Raw genomic sequence first — 20,008 nt, 5'->3', positions numbered from 1 at the left:
TTCGGACGCCTCAATCAACCAGTTCGACATAGGGGAATGCCTCACGGATTAGCCCCTTGCTCACCAGGGCGTCTTTGGACTCTTTGAAACGTTGGCGTGGAAGGGAGGTTTCTGTTCGCCATTGCTCGATTTCAACACGGGCCCCATCCGGATCCTGACCACCACGCTCGAGACGTTTGCGATGCTCTTGGTAGAGCTTTCTCAAGCTGGCGAGGGCAGCTGCTTGATTCTTGCCGATTCTGGCGTGCTCCCGCTTGGGCGGCTCGTATCCCTCGATCTGAGTCAGTGCAGCGCCGTAGATGGGGTTCATGTCGTCATCGAGTAGGGGCAGCTTCACACCGTCCAACTTGAATGACATAGGAGCGGGGGCTTCGGCATCCTTCATCTTGCCGGACTCAAGAGTGATAACGCCGTATTCGTCCTTGCTGGCGCTGTACTCGGCATCTACGGCGCCGCGTAAGGCGGTGGAGCCCCTGGCACCCTTCGTCTTGTCCTTGCCGCTGTGATGCACCACAAGCACGGTGGCTTTCCACTCGTGGCGCATCTCGTCCAGGTGGCGGATAAATGCGCCCATATCTGTCGCGCTGTTCTCGTCGCCGCCGAAATTGCGGGCCAGGGTGTCGACGACAATGAGAGCTGGCGCCTGGCCTATGTCTTCTGACATCGCCTTAACGGTGCTAGCGACCTCCACGGCGCTGCTGTAGTCAGAGAGGTTGGCGCTGGTCTCGGAAATAAACAGCGGGGCGTCATCCAGGGCTATGCCTCGAGCGTCACTCCATGCCCTCAGGCGTCGAGATATGCCATTGTGGCCTTCGCCGGCAACGTAGAACACAGCCCCTTGTCTGGCATCGTTACCATGCCAGGGCGTGCCGGTGGATACGCTGCAGGCCATGTCAATTGCGATGAAGCTTTTGCCATGGCCTGGCTCACCGAATAGCACCGCCAAGGAGTCGCGCTCAACGTACCCACGCAAAAGCCAATCAATGGGCTTGAGGTGCTGGATCATGGCGCCAGCCGCCACAAAGTTGAAGCGGCGAGTTTCCGATTCTGACTCTGGCTCAAATGGATCTTGGATGTTGGCTAGCTGCTCGCGTACTGCGTGGATGCCCTCTTGTTGATAAACGTCGCTCCAGTCCTTGGCTGATGAAGGCACCACCCAGCGACGCCCAGTAGCCTTGGCAGATCGAACGCCAGCATCATCATTGTCGGCAGCAACCAGAAGTTGAGCCCTGCCAGCCACCGTAAACAGCTTGTCAGCCAAGCCCCTAAGCGTTGGTTCCCCCACGCAGCAGGCCACAGGGTAGCCAGTCGCTTCATGGATGCGGTAGCCGTCAGCCAGGCCTGCGCAGACCACCAGCGGCCCGGAAAGGTTAAGCAGTTCATGCGGCGCGAAGCCGATAGGGGAGAACGTGCCGCTCACCGTCGAGCCGTGGCCAGCCTTCTTCGTGCCGTCTGGCCATATCCGCTCATAGCCCCTTGATGCCCCAGTTGCGTCCACCAGCTCGCGCTGGAGTGTGTCGCCGACGATCTCTAGCCTGAGCTGATCCCATGCAGCGGCTTTCAGTTCGGCAAGTGTGAGATCCTTGCGAACGAGGTAGGGATGCTCTCTGTCGTTTGCTGCGCTATCATTCAGGTGTTCAGTCTGGAATGAAGCCTCGTCACCGGCTACCACTGGGGCGGGGCTTTGCTTTAGCTGGCTCGACATAGGCTATCCCCGTATTTCCGTTTGAACGCTTCACAGCGTGCCTTGAAATCCGGGTTGGCTCTGTACAAAGCTGCCAACCTTGCCCGATCCAGCCAATACTCCATGACTCGCCGCGGCTCGTCGTTGAAGTCATACGTAAGATGAAACTCGCGCTCGATGGGCCAGCGATTGATGATGGTCAGGTTGCTGATACGGGTGCGGAAGTCCACCAGGGGCAGTCCGGTACGCTGGTGGTAGACGAACTGATCTACTCGCTCACCAGACAGTAGAAGGGCCAGTGCGGCCCGACAGTGGGTGATATGGTGGCCTTGTGTCGGAAATGATGGCATCTGTCTCATTGGGCCACCTCCGCTTGTTCACCCTCCCAGGCTTCAAGGTCAGTCAGGCGCCAGCGAGTACAGCCAGGGCCAAGCTTTACGGGGGCAGGAAACCGGCCTTCCTTGAGCCAGCGCCAGGGAGTGGCGCGTCCAACGGAGTAGCGCTCGGCTACTTGGCGGTCATTGAGGTATTGGCGTGTGGTTTGGACTTGCATGGATTCACCTAGTCTTATCGGCTATCGACAAGGTGGATCCTATGCTTTGGTGGGCTGTGGTTGGTGCAGGTGCAAAATGCAGAATGCAGGCTAACTTCTTTTCTTAGCCTCCCATGCTTTGAGCGCGTCGCTCACGATATCTTTCAGCTTTCGCTCGCTCATCTTGGTAACATCTTCTGGCTTGGCGTCAAGCATGTCATCGACGATGCGTGATATTTTAGGATTGCCGCCGTGCCGGTAGTCTGGGCCTCGCCCCTTGATATATGCATCCACCAACAAGCCCATTGCCTCCAAGGCTCGAAGAATCTCTCCCTCCTGAGTTTCGTAGGAGGCCTGCTCCTCTTCCAAGGATGATATAAAATGCTCAATATCTTCGCGAAGGAGCGTCAACGAATTGATCTTTGGCAATGTGTAGCTAGGAAGCATTTGGCCGTAAATCGTGTCACCACACTCGTAAACCATCCATGCATCACCTTCATGATCAAATACAGACCATGAATCATCCCAGTCATCAATTTCCTCTTGCGAGCAGCCTTGAATCCAAGACAGGAGCGCGCCTCGGATGGCAGGGGTATTTATGCCAAGCCTGTATAGGCCATCGAGACTTGTAAGCTCATCTATGGAAACCCGCTCCTTCCCGGGGTCTTCAAAATAATCGGCACTCATTCGCCAAGGTTCAAGGCTGCCGCTGTGTATAGAAGCCTGAGCCAACTCCTTGGGGACCAACCTCTTACCGTATGCATAGGTTAGGGAAACATATAAATCTATTCCTCCTTCTAAGGCGAACTGCGCTACATCCTTGCTGCTTACTTCTTCCCCGGTTTCTGTGCCAATCCTTTTTGCAGCATCCTCAAGGGTGTACCATTTCTTTCGCCTCATCAGGCGGTTTTTGATGGCCATCAGCGTTACTCCTCACGCTCTCCATAGAAGAGGCCGGCCAGTGCGATGGAGTTGCCGCACGTTCGGGAGCTACCCTAGGCCAGCCAATGCGATGGCGGAGACATAGTCCGCCGAAACACTTGTAACCACGGGGATCAGGCGGACCCGATCCCCGTTTTCCAACATCCCAGCCCACATAGGGGCCAGGCGGTGCATCGGCTCAGTCCGGTCGCAGTGCTCGGCCAATCTCCTCGTTTGTCATCTCCTCGCCGGCATTGAGGCGGGCGCTCACCCATTGGGCCCGGGTCGGCCCGGTAAACCAGGCGGATGGCTCGGCATCGTGCCGTCGGATATGATCTTTCAGGTCGCGCATCACTTCGATGTTGGTTTCTTTCGACACCCCTAATCCCTGCATGGCCATGAATGAACCGCGGATGGCGGCACGGTTAAGATGGGCGTCGGGGTGGGCGGGTGCGGGAATAGTGGTGGTCTTCATGACTGCACCTCCTGGGCATAGTGGATCCGATCAGCCAACTTGCCGATAATCGCCAAGTGGGTCTCCAAGCCATGAAGGGCTGCCGATAGGGTATCTGGGTTGATGAGCAACCGCCCTTCCTCGGAGGCATCATTCAGGCTCAACTGAACCATAGATGCCGCGCTTTTGGCGTGGATGATGGCCAGCGTCAGCGCATCATAAGCGTCACCACCCTGTAGCTCGGGGGCGATCTGGATGTTGTCGGCAGGATGGGTGCTGATAGTGATATCATCGCTTTGCATGACGGCTTCTCCCGTGTAGTTGCCGTTGTGTGGGCCCTGGGGTGTGTCAGCACCCTTGGGCCACTTGTCAGCCCTCTTGGGCTCGAATCGGCGTCACGCTGCCTTGCGTGTCGCCCTCGGCGCAGAATTGCGCCCAGTCCTTCATCAGCCGGCGCCGCTTCTCTAGCAGGTCGCCGCGCCGGTAGGCGGCCTCGGCCTTGTTCTTGATCGTGTGTGCCAGGGCCATCTCGCAGATGTCGCCCGGGTAGGCGGTACGCTCGCCGGCCCAGTCCCGGAACGTCGAACGGAAACCGTGGGCGGTGGCGATGCCGCCGGTATTCGGATCTCGGTACCCCTGGCCTTCGGGCATGTCGGCATCCATCCGCTTGATGACAGCCGTCAGGGTGTTCTCTGACAGCGCCTTGCCGCGGGCGGACGGAAATACCAGGTCGGTGCCTTCGTGTCTTGGAAGGGCCTTCAGCAGCGCCACAGCAGCCCGCGATAGCGGTACCCGGTGTTCCTTGCCTGCCTTCATCCGGTCGCCTGGAATCGTCCACAGCCGTGCAGCCAGGTCGATCTCGCTCCAGGTAGCACCCTTGGCCTCACTGGAGCGCGTGGCGGTCAGGATGGTGAACTCGAGGCAGCGGGCCCCATTGCCCTCCATATCAGCAAGATGGCTCATGAATCGAGGCATGTCGTCGATGGGAAGGGCGGAGTGGTGGCGTCTCTTGGCCACCTTGCTGGGGTTGGGCAGGCGAGCATCCAGGTTCCCGCGCCACCGGGCCGGATTGTCGCCGCTGCGATGGCCGCCGGCAGTGGCCCAGTCGAGCACCTTCTCTACGCGCCCACGCAGACGCTTGGCGGTCTCAGTCTTGGCCAGCCACAGGTCGTCCCGGGTCAGCATCTCCTCGATATCGGCCAGGGCGATCTCGTCAACGCGCTTCTTGCCGATGATGGGGGAGGCATAGGTCGCCAGGGTGCTCTCCCACTGGGCGGCGTGCTTGGCGTTCTTGAACTCATGGTTCTTGAGGGCAAGGAACTTGGCAGCCGCCTCGTCGAAGGTAAGGCGCTGCGTTTGCGCCTTCAGGGCCAGGCGGGTGGCCCGGCGCTCCTCCACGGGGTCAATGCCGGCGGCGATCTTCTCCCGTAATGCCCGGGCCTTCGCCCTGGCGTCTGTCAGGGGTACGTCAGGGAATCCGCCTAAGCCGATATCCCGGCGACGATCACCTATCTTGATGCGCAGCACCCACGAGCGCGCGCCTGTCTTTGCCACCTGGAGCTGCAAGCCGGCCACGCCGCCGACGGCATACAGCCCTGGATCGGTGAGGCGCCTTACCTCGGTGGCAGATAGTTCGCGGGCTTTCTTGGGCATCTACCTTCCTCCAACTTCCCACCCAACATAGTGGGAATAATTGGATGGTAGGCGATGAGACGGATCTACACAAGAAATTCAGTCTTTGTGTGGGCTATGTGGCGTTTGTGATATGGGATGATACGCCATAAAGTGTGGAAGCGGGGGTCTCCCCCTCCGCCACGAATCGATAGAAAAGGCCGCTGACAATGTCAGCGGCCTTTTCTGTTATGCGCCCACCGAAAAGGCGATAAGAGCCCCGATCTGGGGCCCCCACGAGAGGCCAGGCCAGTCACTTCTCCGGTAACCGGACGGCCCATGGGTCCACAACCCAGGAGGCTGACGGCAGAGTGCCGCCTATCCAGAGTCTCTCAGGCAGATACCCTGTCCGCGGGCGTCGCCGATATGGACGATAGGGCTCGCCACGCCAGCCGGCCTGATGAGAGAGGCTTCCCATAGTTCCCCTGTCAGTATGGCCATGCTCGTGCGCCGGAGGCGTCAGCACGTCAGCACGTCGGCGAGGGGGGTGCCGGGGCGCCGGTAGCCTGATCGGTAGAGTAGTCTTCGCCATAAAAGTGAAATGCGAACCATGTATGGCTTTTGTCTTACATAAAACTGCGTGATGTCTTACACGGGTTGCCGTGTTGAGACTCATTTGCTGCTCTATGCTTCATTCCGCCGATATGGGAAAGGGAGCGTGATATTCCCGTATGGGCTGACATCTCAGCGACCTTACGGAGTGAGGAGTAGCGGAATGGAATCAACGCAGAAGCTAAGGATTGGCGCGCTCACGGCCCTGGTCGTCGGCTCGATGATCGGCGGGGGCATTTTCTCGCTTCCCCAAAACATGGCGGTCAGCGCGGGGGCCGGGGCAATACTGATTGGCTGGGCAATCACCGCGGTGGGCATGCTGACCCTGGCCTTCGTCTTCCAGACCCTGGCCAATCGCAAGCCGGAGCTGGACGGTGGGGTCTACGCCTATGCCAAGGCCGGTTTCGGGGACTACATGGGGTTCTCTTCGGCCTGGGGGTACTGGATCAGTGCCTGGCTGGGCAACGTCAGTTACTTTGTCCTGCTGTTCAGCACCCTGGGTTTCTTTTTTCCCGTCCTCGGCGATGGGAATACCCCGGTCGCCATCTTATGTTCCTCCATCCTGCTTTGGGGTGTCCACTTCCTGGTGCTGCGCGGCATCAAGGAAGCAGCCTTCATCAACCTGATCACCACCGTTGCCAAGGTGGTACCGCTGCTGGTCTTTATCCTTCTGGTGGCCATGGCCTTCCAGATGGATATCTTCCTCGGGGATTTCTGGGGCGATCAAGGCCTGGGGCTGGGGGGAGTGGCGGATCAGGTACGCAACATGATGCTGGTGACGGTCTGGGTGTTCATCGGTATCGAAGGGGCGAGCATCTATTCGGCGCGTGCCGAGAATCGTCGGGATGTGGGCCGTGCCACCGTGATCGGCTTTCTCGGTGTGCTGCTGCTGCTAGTGCTGGTCAATGTACTCTCCATGGGCGTCATGAGTCAGGCGGAACTGGCCGGGCTCGGCAATCCTTCCATGGCGGGCGTCCTGGAGCATGTGGTCGGCCGCTGGGGCATGCTGCTGATCAGCCTGGGCCTGATCATTTCTCTGGCCGGCGCCCTGCTCTCCTGGACGCTGCTGTGTGCCGAGATCCTGCATGCCAGCGCCCGTGATCGCACCATGCCGGCTTTCCTCAAGAAGGAAAACGACAAGCAGGTGCCGGTCAACGCGCTCTGGCTCTCCAATGGCCTGATCCAGCTGTTTCTTATCATCACGCTGTTCAACGAAGCCACCTATCTCAGCCTGCTCTATCTCGCCACCTCGATGATCCTGGTGCCCTATTTCTGGTCGGCGGCCTATGCCCTGCTGATCACGCTACGGGGGGAAACCTACGAGGCTCTGCCTGGTGAGCGCCGCAAGGATATGTTTATTGCCGCGGTCGCCACCCTCTATGCGATCTGGCTGCTGTATGCGGGTGGCGCCCAGTATCTGCTGTTGTCGGCTCTGCTCTATGCACCGGGTGCCTTGCTGTTCGTCAAGGCCAAGCGTGAGCAGGGGACACCGGCCTTTACGGGAGTCGAAAAGCTCATCCTCATGGCCGTACTGGTGGGCGCTGCCCTGGCGGTATATGGCCTGTACACCGGTATGTTGGAACTGTGACTCGGCGATAGGTGGCCGTATGGCCGCGTTGGGTCTGGGATTGACCTGCGTCAATGACGACGATTGCAAAGGGAGCCTTCCATGTCCGATAACCAAGCGAAGAAACTGGGCGTTCATTCCGAAGCGGGCAAGCTGCACAAGGTGATGGTCTGTTCGCCGGGACTGGCGCATCAGCGTCTGACACCCAGCAACTGCAATGATCTGTTGTTCGATGATGTGCTCTGGGTGCATCAGGCCAAGCGTGATCACTTCGACTTCGTCACCAAGATGCGCGAGCGTGGGATCGAGGTGCTGGAGATGCACAACCTGCTCACCGATGTGGTCGACAATCCCGAGGCCTTGAAGTGGATCCTGGATCGCCGAATCACCGCGAATCTGGTCGGGGTCGGCCTACAGTCCGAAGTGCGCGGCTGGCTGGAGGAGTTGCCGGCACGCAAGCTGGCCGAGCACCTGATTGGCGGGGTATCCGGCGCCGATCTGAGCGGTACCTTCAGCGGTGAAATGGCCAAGATGTTTCGCGACCATCTCGGGCACTCCAGCTTCATTCTGCCACCGCTGCCCAATACCCAGTTCACGCGCGACACCACCTGCTGGATCTATGGCGGGGTCACGCTCAACCCGATGCACTGGCCGGCCCGGCGGCAGGAGACCCTGCTGACGACGGCGATCTACAAGTTCCATCCCGAGTTCGCCGATGCCGACTTCCAGGTCTGGTACGGAGATCCGGACCTCGACCACGGCCTGGCGACGCTGGAAGGCGGCGACGTCATGCCCATCGGTCGCGGGGTCGTGCTGATCGGCATGGGTGAGCGCACCTCGCGCCAGGCCATCGGTCAGGTCGCCCAGTCGCTGTTCCAGGCCGGTGCCGCCGAGCGCGTTATCGTTGCCGGTATGGCGAAGTCCCGCGCCAGCATGCATCTCGATACGGTGTTCAGCTTCTGCGATTACGACCTGGTGACCGTCTTTCCCGAGGTCGTCGATGGCATTGTCGCCTTCAGTCTGCGCCCGGATGAGAGCAAGCCGGGCGGGGTCGATGTGCGCCACGAGCCCGCCAGCTTCCTGGACGTGGTCGCCGAAGCGCTTGGCCTCAAGGCGCTGCGCGTCGTCGAGACCGGAGGCGACTGTTTCGAGTCGGAGCGCGAGCAGTGGGACGACGGCAACAATGTGGTGGCGCTAGAGCCTGGGGTCGTCGTCGGCTATGACCGCAATACGTCGACCAATACCCTGCTGCGCAAGGCCGGGGTCGAAGTGATCACCATCAGTTCTAGCGAACTGGGGCGTGGGCGCGGCGGGGGACACTGCATGACCTGTCCCATTACCCGTGATCCCATCGACTACTAGCTCAGGAGGAGCACCCATGGCTTTCAATCTACACGGTCGTCATCTGTTGAGCCTGATGCACCATACCGAGCGGGAGATGATTTACCTCCTGGACTTGGCTCGGGACCTCAAGCGCGCCAAGTATGCCGGGGCCGAGCAGCGCCGGCTGGTGGGCAAGAACATCGCCTTGATCTTCGAGAAGACCTCGACCCGTACCCGCTGTGCCTTCGAGGTGGCCGCCTATGATCAAGGGGCCAACGTCACCTATATCGATCCGAACTCGTCGCAGATCGGCCACAAGGAGAGCATGAAGGACACGGCCCGGGTGCTGGGACGCTTCTACGATGCCATCGAGTACCGGGGATTCAGCCAGGAGGTGGTGGAGGAACTGGCGGCCTACGCCGGGGTGCCGGTCTACAACGGCCTCACCGATGAGTATCACCCGACGCAGATGTTCGCCGACGTGATGACCATGCGCGAGTACAGCGACAAGCCGCTGCACCAGATTAGTTTTGCCTATCTGGGAGATGCGCGAAATAACATGGGCAACTCGCTGCTGCTGGTCGGCGCCAAGCTGGGCATGGACGTGCGTATCGCCGCGCCCAAGGCGTTGTGGCCGCATCAGGAGCATATCGAAGCCTGTCAGGCTTTCGCCGAGCAGAGCGGAGCGCGACTCCTGTTCAGTGAGGATCCCGCCGAGGCCGTCGCCGGGGTCGATTTCATCCATACCGATGTATGGGTCTCCATGGGCGAACCGGTCGAGAGCTGGAGCGAGCGGATTCAGCAGCTGCTGCCTTATCAGGTCAATGCCGAGTTGATGCGGAAGGCCAACAACCCCCGGGTCAAGTTCATGCACTGCCTGCCGGCGTTTCACAACGCGGAAACCAAGGTTGGTCGGCAGATCGCCGATCAATACCCGGAGCTGGCCGGGGGGATCGAGGTGACCGACGAGGTCTTCGAGTCGCCGGCCTGCATCGCCTTCGAGCAGGCGGAGAACCGCATGCATACCATCAAGGCCCTACTGGTGGCCACGCTGGGTGGGCTGTAACCACCCGCCGGACCTGGAGGATGTCGAATGCGCATCGTTATCGCCCTGGGGGGCAATGCCCTGTTGCGTCGTGGCGAACCCATGACCGCAGAGGCCCAACGCACCAACGTCCGGGTCGCCTGTGAGCAGATCGCCAGGATCGTGCCGGGTAACGAGCTGGTCATTGCCCATGGCAATGGCCCGCAGGTCGGGTTGCTGGCCCTGCAGGGGGCGGCCTATACCGAGGTCAGCCCCTATCCGCTGGACGTGCTGGGCGCCCAGACCGAGGGCATGATCGGCTATATGATCGAGCAGGAGCTCGGTAATCTGTTGCCGTTCGAGAAGCCCTTCGCCACCCTGCTGACCCAGGTCGAGGTCGATCCCCAGGACCCAGCCTTCCAGGAGCCGACCAAGCCGATCGGCCCGGTCTACAGCCGCGAAGAGGTCGACTGCCTGGTCGCGGAGAAGGGCTGGAGCATCGCCCCGGATGGCGACAAGTTTCGTCGTGTGGTGCCGAGCCCGAAACCGCAGCGCATCTTCGAGATTCGTCCGGTGAAGTGGCTGCTGGAGAATGACACCATCGTGATCTGTGCCGGCGGTGGCGGGATTCCCACCATCTACGATGATCAGCGTCGGCTGCACGGCATCGAGGCGGTGATCGACAAGGACCTCTGCTCGGCCCTGCTTGCCGAGCAGTTGGAAGCGGATCTGCTGGTGATCGCCACTGACGTGGAGGCGGCCTTTGTCGACTGGGGACAGCCGAGCCAGCGGGCCATCGCCGCTGCCCACCCCGATGCCCTGGAGGCACTGGGCTTCGCCGCGGGCTCCATGGGCCCCAAGGTGCAGGCCGCCTGCAACTTCGCGCGCCATACCGGCCAGGTCGCGGTGATCGGCTCGCTCGCCGATATCGAGGCTATCGTGCAGGGCGAGGCCGGGACCCGGGTCAGCCTGGACGAGTCGGGAATCGCCTACCGCTGAGACGCAGCGAGCCGCCCGCGGCAATGGTGCCGCGGGCGGTCAGGCCCTCGAGCACCGGACGGAGCCCACGCCCATGCCAAGTCTCACTCCAGCGCCCGCCGATCGGCCCGCCACGCCTCCCGCGGCGGCATTCCAGGGCATTACCGCCATCATCGGCGACATCATCGATGTCGACGTCAAGGCCGCACGCCGCCTGGGGATCAGGCCCCGCAATCGCGAACTGGCCATGATCGAGCAGGAGGGCGCGAGCTTTTCCCTGGCCCAGGTCGTGCGCCTCGACGGGGATAGCGTCTCGCTGCAAGTCTTCGCCGGCACCCAGGGGCTCTCCAACCGTGCCCAGGTACGCTTCCTCGGCGAGATGATGCGGGCCATATACTCCGACAATATCTTCGGACGGATCTTCGATGGCACGGGGCGTCCCATCGACCTCGGCCCCTCGCTGCAGGACGACCCGCGGGTGCCGATCGGCGGGGCTACGGTGAACCCCATGTCGCGCACGCTGGCCGCGAACATGATCCGCACCGACATCCCGATGATCGACGTCTTCAACTGCCTGGTGGAGAGCCAGAAGATTCCGATCTTCTCGGTGGCGGGGGAGCCCTACAACGCGCTGCTCGCCCGTATCGGCATTCAGGCGGACGCCGATGCGGTGGTCTTCGCCGGCCTCGGCCTGATCTATGACGACTTCCATACCTTTCGCCGTGCGTTCGAGGATGCCGGGGTCCTGTCGCGGACCGTGATGTTCGTCAACCTCGCCTCCGACCCGGTGGTCGAGCGCACCATGATTCCCGACCTGGCGCTGGCCGTCGCCGAGCGGATGGCGGTGGAGGAGGGGCGCCGTGTCCTGGTGCTGATGTCCGATATGACGGCGTTTGCCGACGCGCTCAAGGAGATCGGCATCGCCATGGAGCACATTCCCTCCAACCGCGGCTACATGGGCGATCTCTACTCCCAGCTCGCGCGGCGCTACGAGAAGGCCTGCGATTTCCGGGGCGCCGGCTCGGTGACCATCCTCAGCGTCACGACCATGCCGGGCAATGACCTCACCCACCCGGTCCCCGACAACACGGGCTATATCACCGAAGGTCAGTTCTACCTTCACGATGGGATGCTCGACCCCTTCGGCTCCCTGTCGCGCCTCAAGCAGCACGTAATCGGCAAGCAGACCCGTGAGGATCACAGCCAGATCATGAACACCATGATCCGCTACTACGCCGAGGGGGTGGAGGCCGAGCAGAAGCAGGCCATGGCCTTCGAGCTATCGCCCTTCGACCACAAGCTATTGGCATTTGCCACCGCCTTCCGCTCCCGGTTCATGCAGCTCGAGGTGCGTCAGCCTCTGGAGGAGGCGCTGGACGCCTGCTGGGCGCTGCTGGCGGAGTGCTTCAGCCCGGACGAGGTCGTCATCAAGCAGTCGCTCAAGGATACCTACTGGCCCGATCATGCAGACACCCGCCCTCAACAAAAGCTCGCTTAGCTTGCTGAAGCGCCGGCGCACCATGTACCAGCGCTTCCTGCCCGCGCTCGAAATGAAACAGCGCATGCTGCTGGCCCAGCGCAAGCTGGCCGGCGAGCGGCTGGCCGCCCTGCGACAGGAGATGCAGGAGCGCGAGGAGTCGATCGGCACCACCTTGCCGATGCTGGCGGACGAAGGGGTCCCCCTGGGGGCGCCGGTACGGGTCGTGGCGGTGAAGGTGACGCAGGAGAACCTGGTCGGCGTGATGCTGCCTCGCCTGGATGAGGTGGTCACCGAGCGCCAGGAGTATGGGCTCCTGATCCGCCCCCACTGGATGGATGCGCTGGTCGAGCAGCTCGAGGCGATGCTCAGGCTGGACGTCGAGAGGCGTCTCCTCGAACGCCGCCTGCGCCTCCTCGACGAGGCCGCCCGGACCATCACTCAGCGGGTCAACCTGTTCTCCAAAGTGATCATCCCCACGGTCAATCGGCAGATTCAGCGCATCGACCTGCATCTCGCCGACCAGGAGCGCGCCGCGGTGGTGCGCGGCAAGCTGGCCAAACGTAAACACGCCGAAGGAGCAAGGTCGTGAGCATCGTCGCCATGCGCAGGATGACATTGGTGGGCCTGCTGGCGCACAAGTCGGAGATCCTGAGGCGCCTGCAGGCCCTGGGCGTGGCCCACGTCGAGGATCAAGGGCGCGTGGCCGGCGACGAGCACCGCGAGTATGCCGAGCTGCTCGCGGCCCTGGATTACCTGATGGCCTGCCCGCTGCGCCGACGCCCGCAGCACTCCGAGCCTGCTCCCGAACTCGGGGCGCTGCTGGCCGAAATCCGCGACAATCGCCTGCGGCGAGAGGCGTTGCAGGATCGCCTCACGCTGCTCAGGCGCCATCGCCGGGAGCTGAGGCCCTGGGGAAACTTTCACTTTCCGCCACTGGAGGCCCTGGCCGGGCAGCGGCTGTGGTTCTATTCGGTGCCGCTTGGTCAGCGCCAGGCGGTGGAGGCCATCACCTTGCCGTGGCAGATCGTCAATCGCGACCACCGCTCCCTTTACCTGGTGGTCATCGCGGCGGAGGAGCCGCCCCTCGAGGCGGTGCCCTTCGAGCGCTCGCATACCGGGGGGCTGTCGCTAAGCGAAGTCCGTGCGCAGGAGGACGCGGCACACGTCGAGCTCGAACGGCTCGAGGCCGAGCGTTATCTGCTGACTCACTGGATCTTCTTCCTGGCCAGTCAGGTGGCCCGCGTCAGCAACGAGGCGACCCTGCGGCACGCGGCCCAGGGGTGTAGCGACCTCGATACTCTGTTCGTGCTCGAGGCGTGGGTACCGGCCCGCGAGCTGGCCGCCATCGCCCGGCTCTGCGAGCACCACGACGTGGCCCTGCATCACCGGCCGCCGCTGGCCGAGGAAGAGCCACCGATCCTGCTCGACAATCCCGAGTGGGCGGCCGGGGGCGAGGAGGCGGTTGGCTTCTTCCAGTTGCCGGGGTACCGCAGCTGGGACCCGTCGCTGATGGTGTTCTACTCCTTTTCGTTGTTCTTCGCCGTTATCCTCGCCGATGCGGGCTACGGGCTGCTGTGCGCACTGATCTGCCTGGCCTGGCGGTTCCGCTGGCAGCAGTCCCGCCTGGGACGGCGCCTGAGCACGATGGGCTTGGTGATGAGCGGCGCCGCCCTGGTCTACGGTGTGCTGGTGGGCAGCTACTTCGGCCTCACGCCGCCTCCCGGCACCTGGCTAGCCCGGCTCCACTGGTTCGATATGGATGACTTCGATGCGATGATGACGCTCTCCATCGCTATTGGCGTCATGCATCTGATCCTGGCCAACGTTATCGCGGGATGGGTCGCGCGGCCTCGCCGCCTGGCGCTGGGCAACCTGGGCTGGGTGCTGATCATCGGCGGCGGCTTCCTGCTGTGGCGTGCCTCCCTCGACGAGGCTTTCGTGCTCGGCGACTCGCCATGGGGGTACATCATCCTCGTCGGCGGCCTTCTGGTGCTGGCCTTTTCCAGCAGCGTCCCCCTGGATGGCTGGCGCCATGTGCTGCAGCGCCTCGGTGGTGGCCTGTCCTCGCTGGCCGAGCTGTCCCAGGCGTTTGGTCATGCCCTGAGCTACATGCGGCTGTTCGCCCTCGGGCTGTCGAGTGCCTCGCTGGCCGTCACCTTCAATCAACTGGCCGTGAATGTCCGCGACGGCGTGGATGGCGGTGGAACCCTGCTGTTCCTGCTGATCCTGCTGCTCGGTCACGGCCTGAATTTCGTCCTTGCCCTGATGGGCGGGGTCATCCACGGCTTGCGCCTCAACCTGATCGAGTTCCTGCGCTGGGGCGTCAAGGGCGAAGGGCGGGCGTTCAAGGCATTGGCCAACAGGGAGGAGACTACGTGGATCAAGTGATACTGGTACTGGGCTGGGTGGGAATCTACGCGCCGGTGGCGCTGGGGGCGATCGGCAGTTCGGTGGGCTGCACCCTGGCCGGCCAGGCCGCCGCCGGGGCCCTGCTCGACGTGGAAAGCGGCTACGGCAAGTACATCGGCATGGCCGCCATGCCGTCGACCCAGGCGATTCTCGGCATCGTGATCATGTTCTCGCTCAACCGCGAGGTGACGCTCGATAACGGTGCGGGCCTGGCCGCCATCGGCATCCTGTCGGGGGTGGCGATGATGCTGAACGGTATCTACCAGGGACGCGCCCTGGTCAGCGCCATCGATGCGGCCAAGAACAAGCCCGAGATCTTCGGGATGTCGCTGGCGCCGGCTGCCATCGTCGAAGGGTTTGCCGTCTTCGCCTTCGTCTTCGCACTGGTCCTGAGTGCCTCGCTGCCGGCCTAGAGGAGGAAAGCGCCATGGGTGTGCCCACGGAGTCCAACAGTCACGGTATCCAGACGCTGCTCGATACCCTCCGGGAACAGGGCGTCGAGGCGGGCCGCCAGGAGGCGACGCGGCTGATCGAAGAGGCCCAGGCCCGGGCCGACTGGATGCTGCGCCAGGCCCGGGAAGAGGCGGAGCAGCTTCGCCGGGAAGCCGAGGCCGAGGCCGAGACGCTGCGCGAGGCGGGCCAGCAGGCGCTCAGGCTGGCCTTTCGCGACCTGTGCCTGACCGCCAAGGACACCTTCAGTCGGCAGTTCGCCGGGGAGCTGCAGACCCTGGTCGGTGAGGCGCTCTCCTCGCCGGAGATCCTGGCACGGCTAATGCTGGCCGCGGCCGGGCACTCCCCGTTACCCGACGACCTCGCCGGCGAGGCGTTGCTGCCGGAGCGGATCATGGGCCTGGATGAGCTGCGCGAGAATCCCCAGGCCCTGCGGGAAGGGCCGCTTGCCGAACTGCTGGCCCAGGTGGCGCGTCGGCTGCTGGAGCGGGGCATCACCCTGAGGGGAGAGGAGAGCCTCGATGCCGGCGTGCGCTTCGTGCTCGACGAGGGGCGTATCCATGTCGACCTGACCGACCGGGCCATCACCGACCTGCTGTTGCGCCACCTGCAGCCGCGCTTCCGGGCGCTGCTGGAAGGCGTCGTGGCCTGAGCCGTGCGGAGAAAGATGCCATGACCTTCGAGGCTTACCGCTATATCACCCTGTTGAGTTCGTTGCCCCACCTGGCCGCGCCCGAGCAATACGAGCGGCCGCCGATCTCGCGCATCCAACTGGAGAAGCGCTTGGAGATGCTCGGTGCCGAGGATGCGGCGCTGGTGAGGCGGCTGGAGGCCCTGATGGTGCCCGACCGGCTGGGCGCGGAGAGCGACGCTTGGCTGCTTGGCGAAGGCCGACGCCTGCTGGAGGCGCTCGAGTCTTCCTGCGTGAAGCGCTGGCTGGCCTGGTGGCTGGCGCTCAATGTCCTCACCGCCGCGTTGCGGCTGCGTAGCCGTGGCGCGGCGACCCCCGGCATGCTGGGCGAGGCGCCGCGCCTCGGCCATCAGCTGCAGCGCCACTGGGGGCACCCCACCTTTCGCCTCGAGAAACGCTTTCCCTACATGGAAACCCTGGTCGACCGGGTGGCCGAGGCCGAGGGCCAGCGATTGGAGGACGCGCTGCTCGAGCTGGGCTGGCGCTACTTCCAGCGCCAGCGGGCCACGTACCGCTATGGCCTGGAGGAGGTCCTGCTCTACCTGTTCCGTTGGTGGCTGATCGAGCGCGGCTGCCAGCGGAATCCACGCCTGGCGCAGCGCCGCTTCATGCAGCTGCTGGCGGCCACTCCCCATCTGGATAGCCAGCCGGAGCCGAACCCATGAGCGAGACGACGCTGTCCTCCACCGCGGTGGCGGCGAGGCATCCCGCCCCAAGCGCCCACGTCGTGGCCGTCAACGACGATGTCATCACCATCCGGCTCGACGAGGATGCCCGGGGGCGGCTGATCAAGAACGAGGTCGTGTATATCTGCCCGCCAGCCGACGCGGGACAGGAGCCCCCGCTGCTCAAGGCCGAGGTGTTGAGGGTCCGAGGCGAGCAGGCCGACGCCCAGGTCTACGAGGACACCCACGGCGTCGGCATCGGGGACCCGGTCATCCAGAGCGGCGAGCAGTTGGCCGTCGAGCTGGGCCCGGGCCTGCTGGGGCAGGTCTATGACGGTCTGCAGAATCCGCTGGCTCGGCTCGAGGCCTTGACCGGGCGCTTCCTCCAGCGCGGCGTGGAGCTGCGGGCGCTGGATACCCAGAAGACGTGGGCCTTCGAGGCCCGGGTACGTAGTGGCGACAGCGTGGCGGCCGGTGATGTGTTGGGCTGCGTGCAGGAGGGACGCTTCGAGCACCGTATCTTCGTGCCGTTCGATTGGCGCGGCACCTTTCGCGTCGACTGGATTCAGGCCGGCACCTTTACCATCGATACGGTCATCGCCCGGCTGCGCGATGCACGCGGGCATGAGCGGACGGTCACCATGAGCCAGCGCTGGCCGGTACGCGTGCCGCTCGGTCAGGCGCTGGTGCGTTCGGGGCGGGCCGAACGGCGTTATCCGGAGACGCCCATGACCACCTCCCTGCGCCTGATCGACACCTTCTTCCCCATCGCCAAGGGAGGCACGGCATGTATTCCGGGGCCCTTCGGGGCCGGCAAGACGGTACTGCAGAACCTGATTTCGCGCTACTCGGACGTGGACATCGTGATCGTGGTGGCCTGCGGCGAGCGGGCGGGGGAAGTGGTCGAGACCATCACCGAGTTCCCCCGCCTGCAGGATCCCCATACCGGCGGCACCCTGATGGATCGCACCGTCATCGTTTGCAACACCTCCTCGATGCCGGTGGCCGCCCGGGAGGCCTCGCTGCATACCGGCATCACCCTGGGCGAGTATTACCGCCAGATGGGCTACGACGTCCTGCTGATCGCCGACTCCACGTCGCGCTGGGCCCAGGCGATGCGCGAGACCTCGGGGCGCCTCGAGGAGATTCCCGGCGAGGAGGCCTTTCCGGCCTACCTGGAGTCCTCCATCCGCAACCTGTACGAGCGCGCCGGGGCCCTGACCACGTCGCAGGGCGAGAACGGCAGCTTGACCCTGATCGGCACGGTGTCCCCGGCTGGGGGGAACTTCGAGGAGCCGGTGACTCAGGGTACCCTCAACACCGTCAAGACCTTCCTCGGGTTGAGCTATGATCGCGCCTACCGGCGCTTCTACCCCGCCGTGGACCCCCTGATCTCCTGGTCACGCTATCTCGATCAGTTGGATCCCTGGTTCCGCCAACACCTGGGGGAGCAGTGGCGTTCCCAGGTCGAGCGGCTCAAACGGCTGCTGCATGACGGCGACGAGATCCAACGCATGATGCAGGTGACCGGCGAGGAGGGGATCAGCGACGACGACTACCTGGTCCAGCAGCAGGCCCAGTTGGTGGACATGGTCTATCTGCAGCAGGATGCCTTCGATCCCGTGGACGTGTCGACGCCCATGTCGCGCCAGAAGGTGATGCTGGAGCTGCTGATCCAGATCGTCACGACGCCCATGGAGTTCACGGACAAGGGGCACATTCGCGATACCTTTACGCGCCTGACCGACCTGTTTCGCAACTTCAACTATGCCGCCGCGGACAGCGATGCATATCGCCAGTATCGGCAGGCCATCGATAGGCTGGTCGCCGAGGTCGCGGCGCCGCCGCGGGATGACAAACAAGCGTCCACCGCCGCTGACCCACACCCGATGCGGGGAATCGGCTCGAGCTCATCGGGTCGCTCGAACGAGGAGCATTGAAGCGCTACCAGGGCCGGCTCCCCACGCCGCGGGAGCTGTGGCGGAGGGGCTCCCCCTTTGTCACGGTGGATAGAAAAGGCCGGATCGGGTCGCCCCGGTCCGGCCTTTTCAATGCCCCGAGCGTCCGGGGTCTCAGGAGGGGAAGGAGAACTGCGCGCCTTCGCGTACCCCGGCCGACGGCCAGCGCTGGGTGATGGTCTTGCGCTTGGTGTAGAAGCGCACCGCGTCCGGGCCGTAGGCGGCCAGGTCGCCGAACAGCGAACGCTTCCAGCCGCCGAAGCTGTGGTAGGCCACCGGCACCGGCAGCGGCACATTGATGCCGACCATGCCGACCTGGATGTTATCGCTGAAGTAGCGGGCCGCTTCGCCGTCGCGGGTGTAGATGCAGGTGCCGTTGCCGTACTCGTGATCGTCGATCAGGCGCATCGCCTCCTGCATGGTGTCGACCCGCACCACCAGGAGCACCGGGCCGAAGATCTCCTCCAGGTAGCAGGTCATCTCCGGGGTCACCCGGTCGATCAGGGTGCCGCCCACGTAGAAGCCGTTCTCGAAGCCCGGCACCTGGACGCCGCGGCCATCCACCACGATCTCGGCGCCCTGGGCCTCGGCGCTGTCGATATAGCCGCAGACCTTCTCCTGGTGGGCCTTCGTGATCACCGGGCCGAAGTCGTTGCTCTCGTCGGAGTAGGGGCCCACCTTGAGGGTCGCCAGGCGCTCGCGCATCTTGGTGACCAGGGTGTCGGCGGCGGCGTCACCCACCGCCACGGCCACGGAGAGGGCCATGCAGCGCTCGCCGGAGGAGCCGAAGGCGGCGCCGGTCAGGGAATCGACCACGTTGTCCATATCGGCGTCGGGCATGACGATGGCGTGATTCTTGGCGCCGCCGAGGGCCTGGCAGCGCTTGCCGTTGGCGCTGGCGCGGGAGTAGATGTAGTCGGCGATCGGCGTGGAGCCGACGAAGCTGACGGCCTGCACCCGCGGGTCATCGAGCAGGGTGTCGACGGCCTCCTTGTCGCCATTGACCACGTTCAGCACCCCGGCGGGAAGCCCCGCCTCCAGCGCCAGTTCGGCGATATAGAGAGTCGAGGTGGGGTCGCGCTCGGAGGGCTTGAGCACGAAGGTGTTGCCGGTGGCGATGGCCATGGGGTACATCCACAGCGGCACCATGGCGGGGAAGTTGAACGGGGTGATGCCGGCCACCACGCCCAGCGGCTGGAACTCGCTCCAGGAGTCGATATTGGGGCCGACGTTCTTGCTGTGCTCGCCCTTGAGCAGCTCCGGCACGCCGCAGGCGTACTCCACGTTCTCGATGCCGCGCTGCAGTTCGCCCTTGGCGTCATGGGTGATCTTGCCGTGCTCGAGGCCGATCAGCCGGCAGATCTCCTCGGCGTGCTCCTCCAGCAACTGCTTGAAGCGGTACATGACCCGGGCGCGCTTGGCGGGCGGGGTGTTGCGCCAGGCCGGGAAGGCGGCCTGGGCGGCTTCGATGGCGTCCTCGACGGTGGCTTGGCTGGCCAGGCTGACCTGGCTGACCTGGCTGGCCACCTCGCCGGTGGAGGGGTTGTAGACGGCCTGGGTGCGGGTGGCGTCGTCGACGCGAACGCCGTTGATCAGATGGCCGAGAGTGGTCATTGCAGTACCTCTAGCTAAAAGGTGGGTCGGTCGTG

Annotated in this window: 19 protein-coding genes; 11 read left to right on the top strand and 8 right to left on the bottom strand. The window is 63.7% G+C overall.

From position 1 onward, the window contains the following. Positions 1 to 10: 10 nt before the first annotated feature. The 7 genes from ACQ1W9_RS13230 to ACQ1W9_RS13200 all read right to left on the bottom strand — a co-directional run bounded on the left by ACQ1W9_RS13230 (position 11) and on the right by ACQ1W9_RS13200 (position 5,244). Positions 11 to 1,705: an AAA family ATPase gene (locus tag ACQ1W9_RS13230; RefSeq protein WP_431023794.1), complete on the bottom strand. Its 1,695-nt coding sequence runs from the start codon at positions 1,703 to 1,705 to the stop codon at positions 11 to 13. Further along, positions 1,690 to 2,043 (bottom strand): hypothetical protein, encoded by a 354-nt coding sequence (locus tag ACQ1W9_RS13225; protein ID WP_431023793.1) that lies wholly within the window; start codon positions 2,041 to 2,043, stop codon positions 1,690 to 1,692. Before ACQ1W9_RS13225 ends, ACQ1W9_RS13230 begins: the two co-directional genes overlap by 16 nt. Continuing rightward, positions 2,040 to 2,237, bottom strand: a complete 198-nt coding sequence (locus ACQ1W9_RS13220; RefSeq protein WP_431023792.1) for a helix-turn-helix transcriptional regulator — start codon at positions 2,235 to 2,237, stop codon at positions 2,040 to 2,042. The genes ACQ1W9_RS13225 and ACQ1W9_RS13220 overlap by 4 nt, the downstream gene beginning before the upstream one ends. 90 nt (positions 2,238 to 2,327) lie before the next feature. Beyond that, a complete protein-coding gene (locus ACQ1W9_RS13215) occupies positions 2,328 to 3,137 on the bottom strand; it encodes a hypothetical protein (RefSeq protein ID WP_431023791.1) in 810 nt (269 codons plus the stop codon). A 199-nt stretch (positions 3,138 to 3,336) separates the two neighbouring features. Then, positions 3,337 to 3,612 (bottom strand): hypothetical protein, encoded by a 276-nt coding sequence (locus ACQ1W9_RS13210; protein ID WP_431023790.1) that lies wholly within the window; start codon positions 3,610 to 3,612, stop codon positions 3,337 to 3,339. Next, the gene (locus ACQ1W9_RS13205; protein WP_431023789.1) at positions 3,609 to 3,893 is read right to left on the bottom strand and encodes a hypothetical protein; all 285 of its coding nucleotides are present in this window, start codon (positions 3,891 to 3,893) and stop codon (positions 3,609 to 3,611) included. Before ACQ1W9_RS13205 ends, ACQ1W9_RS13210 begins: the two co-directional genes overlap by 4 nt. A gap of 67 nt (positions 3,894 to 3,960) precedes the next feature. Next, positions 3,961 to 5,244, bottom strand: coding sequence for a tyrosine-type recombinase/integrase (locus ACQ1W9_RS13200; RefSeq protein WP_431023788.1), 1,284 nt, complete (start codon positions 5,242 to 5,244; stop codon positions 3,961 to 3,963). A gap of 733 nt (positions 5,245 to 5,977) precedes the next feature. On the opposite strand from ACQ1W9_RS13200, the gene arcD reads away from it, so the two are divergent. The 11 genes from arcD (at position 5,978) to ACQ1W9_RS13145 (ending at position 18,341) form a co-directional block, all read left to right on the top strand. After that, on the top strand, positions 5,978 to 7,402 hold the full coding sequence (arcD, locus tag ACQ1W9_RS13195) for an arginine-ornithine antiporter (RefSeq protein ID WP_431023787.1): 1,425 nt from the start codon (positions 5,978 to 5,980) through the stop codon (positions 7,400 to 7,402). 81 nt (positions 7,403 to 7,483) lie between these two features. Next, positions 7,484 to 8,743, top strand: coding sequence for an arginine deiminase (gene arcA / locus ACQ1W9_RS13190; protein WP_431023786.1), 1,260 nt, complete (start codon positions 7,484 to 7,486; stop codon positions 8,741 to 8,743). A 16-nt stretch (positions 8,744 to 8,759) separates the two neighbouring features. Continuing rightward, positions 8,760 to 9,770, top strand: coding sequence for an ornithine carbamoyltransferase (locus tag ACQ1W9_RS13185; RefSeq protein ID WP_431023785.1), 1,011 nt, complete (start codon positions 8,760 to 8,762; stop codon positions 9,768 to 9,770). Positions 9,771 to 9,797: 27 nt separating this feature from the next. Continuing rightward, the gene (gene arcC / locus ACQ1W9_RS13180; protein WP_431023784.1) at positions 9,798 to 10,727 is read left to right on the top strand and encodes a carbamate kinase; all 930 of its coding nucleotides are present in this window, start codon (positions 9,798 to 9,800) and stop codon (positions 10,725 to 10,727) included. A 73-nt stretch (positions 10,728 to 10,800) separates the two neighbouring features. Continuing rightward, positions 10,801 to 12,204 carry a V-type ATP synthase subunit B gene (locus tag ACQ1W9_RS13175; protein WP_431023783.1) on the top strand — a complete coding sequence of 468 codons (1,404 nt, stop codon included), beginning with the start codon at positions 10,801 to 10,803 and terminating at the stop codon, positions 12,202 to 12,204. Continuing rightward, positions 12,170 to 12,775, top strand: coding sequence for a V-type ATP synthase subunit D (locus tag ACQ1W9_RS13170; protein WP_431023782.1), 606 nt, complete (start codon positions 12,170 to 12,172; stop codon positions 12,773 to 12,775). Before ACQ1W9_RS13175 ends, ACQ1W9_RS13170 begins: the two co-directional genes overlap by 35 nt. Then, positions 12,772 to 14,574, top strand: coding sequence for a V-type ATP synthase subunit I (locus ACQ1W9_RS13165; protein ID WP_431023781.1), 1,803 nt, complete (start codon positions 12,772 to 12,774; stop codon positions 14,572 to 14,574). The genes ACQ1W9_RS13170 and ACQ1W9_RS13165 overlap by 4 nt, the downstream gene beginning before the upstream one ends. Next, complete coding sequence (locus tag ACQ1W9_RS13160; RefSeq protein WP_431023780.1) at positions 14,562 to 15,008, top strand: ATP synthase subunit C; 447 nt, start codon at positions 14,562 to 14,564, stop codon at positions 15,006 to 15,008. Before ACQ1W9_RS13165 ends, ACQ1W9_RS13160 begins: the two co-directional genes overlap by 13 nt. A 14-nt stretch (positions 15,009 to 15,022) precedes the next feature. Then, on the top strand, positions 15,023 to 15,697 hold the full coding sequence (locus ACQ1W9_RS13155) for an ATPase (RefSeq protein ID WP_431023779.1): 675 nt from the start codon (positions 15,023 to 15,025) through the stop codon (positions 15,695 to 15,697). A 20-nt stretch (positions 15,698 to 15,717) separates the two neighbouring features. Continuing rightward, a complete protein-coding gene (locus ACQ1W9_RS13150; protein WP_431023778.1) occupies positions 15,718 to 16,401 on the top strand; it encodes a hypothetical protein in 684 nt (227 codons plus the stop codon). After that, entirely contained in the window at positions 16,398 to 18,341 is a 1,944-nt protein-coding gene (locus tag ACQ1W9_RS13145) for a V-type ATP synthase subunit A (RefSeq protein WP_431023777.1), read from the top strand. The genes ACQ1W9_RS13150 and ACQ1W9_RS13145 overlap by 4 nt, the downstream gene beginning before the upstream one ends. Before the next feature lie 132 nt (positions 18,342 to 18,473). Here ACQ1W9_RS13145 and ACQ1W9_RS13140 read toward each other — a convergent pair whose 3' ends face one another. Then, positions 18,474 to 19,973: a CoA-acylating methylmalonate-semialdehyde dehydrogenase gene (locus ACQ1W9_RS13140; protein ID WP_431023776.1), complete on the bottom strand. Its 1,500-nt coding sequence runs from the start codon at positions 19,971 to 19,973 to the stop codon at positions 18,474 to 18,476. Positions 19,974 to 20,008: the final 35 nt, after the last annotated feature.

This window comes from Halomonas sp. H5 (genome assembly GCF_050613175.1).
Taxonomy (GTDB): domain Bacteria; phylum Pseudomonadota; class Gammaproteobacteria; order Pseudomonadales; family Halomonadaceae; genus Bisbaumannia; species Bisbaumannia salifodinae.
This window is presented reverse-complemented; position numbering and strand designations above follow the sequence as displayed.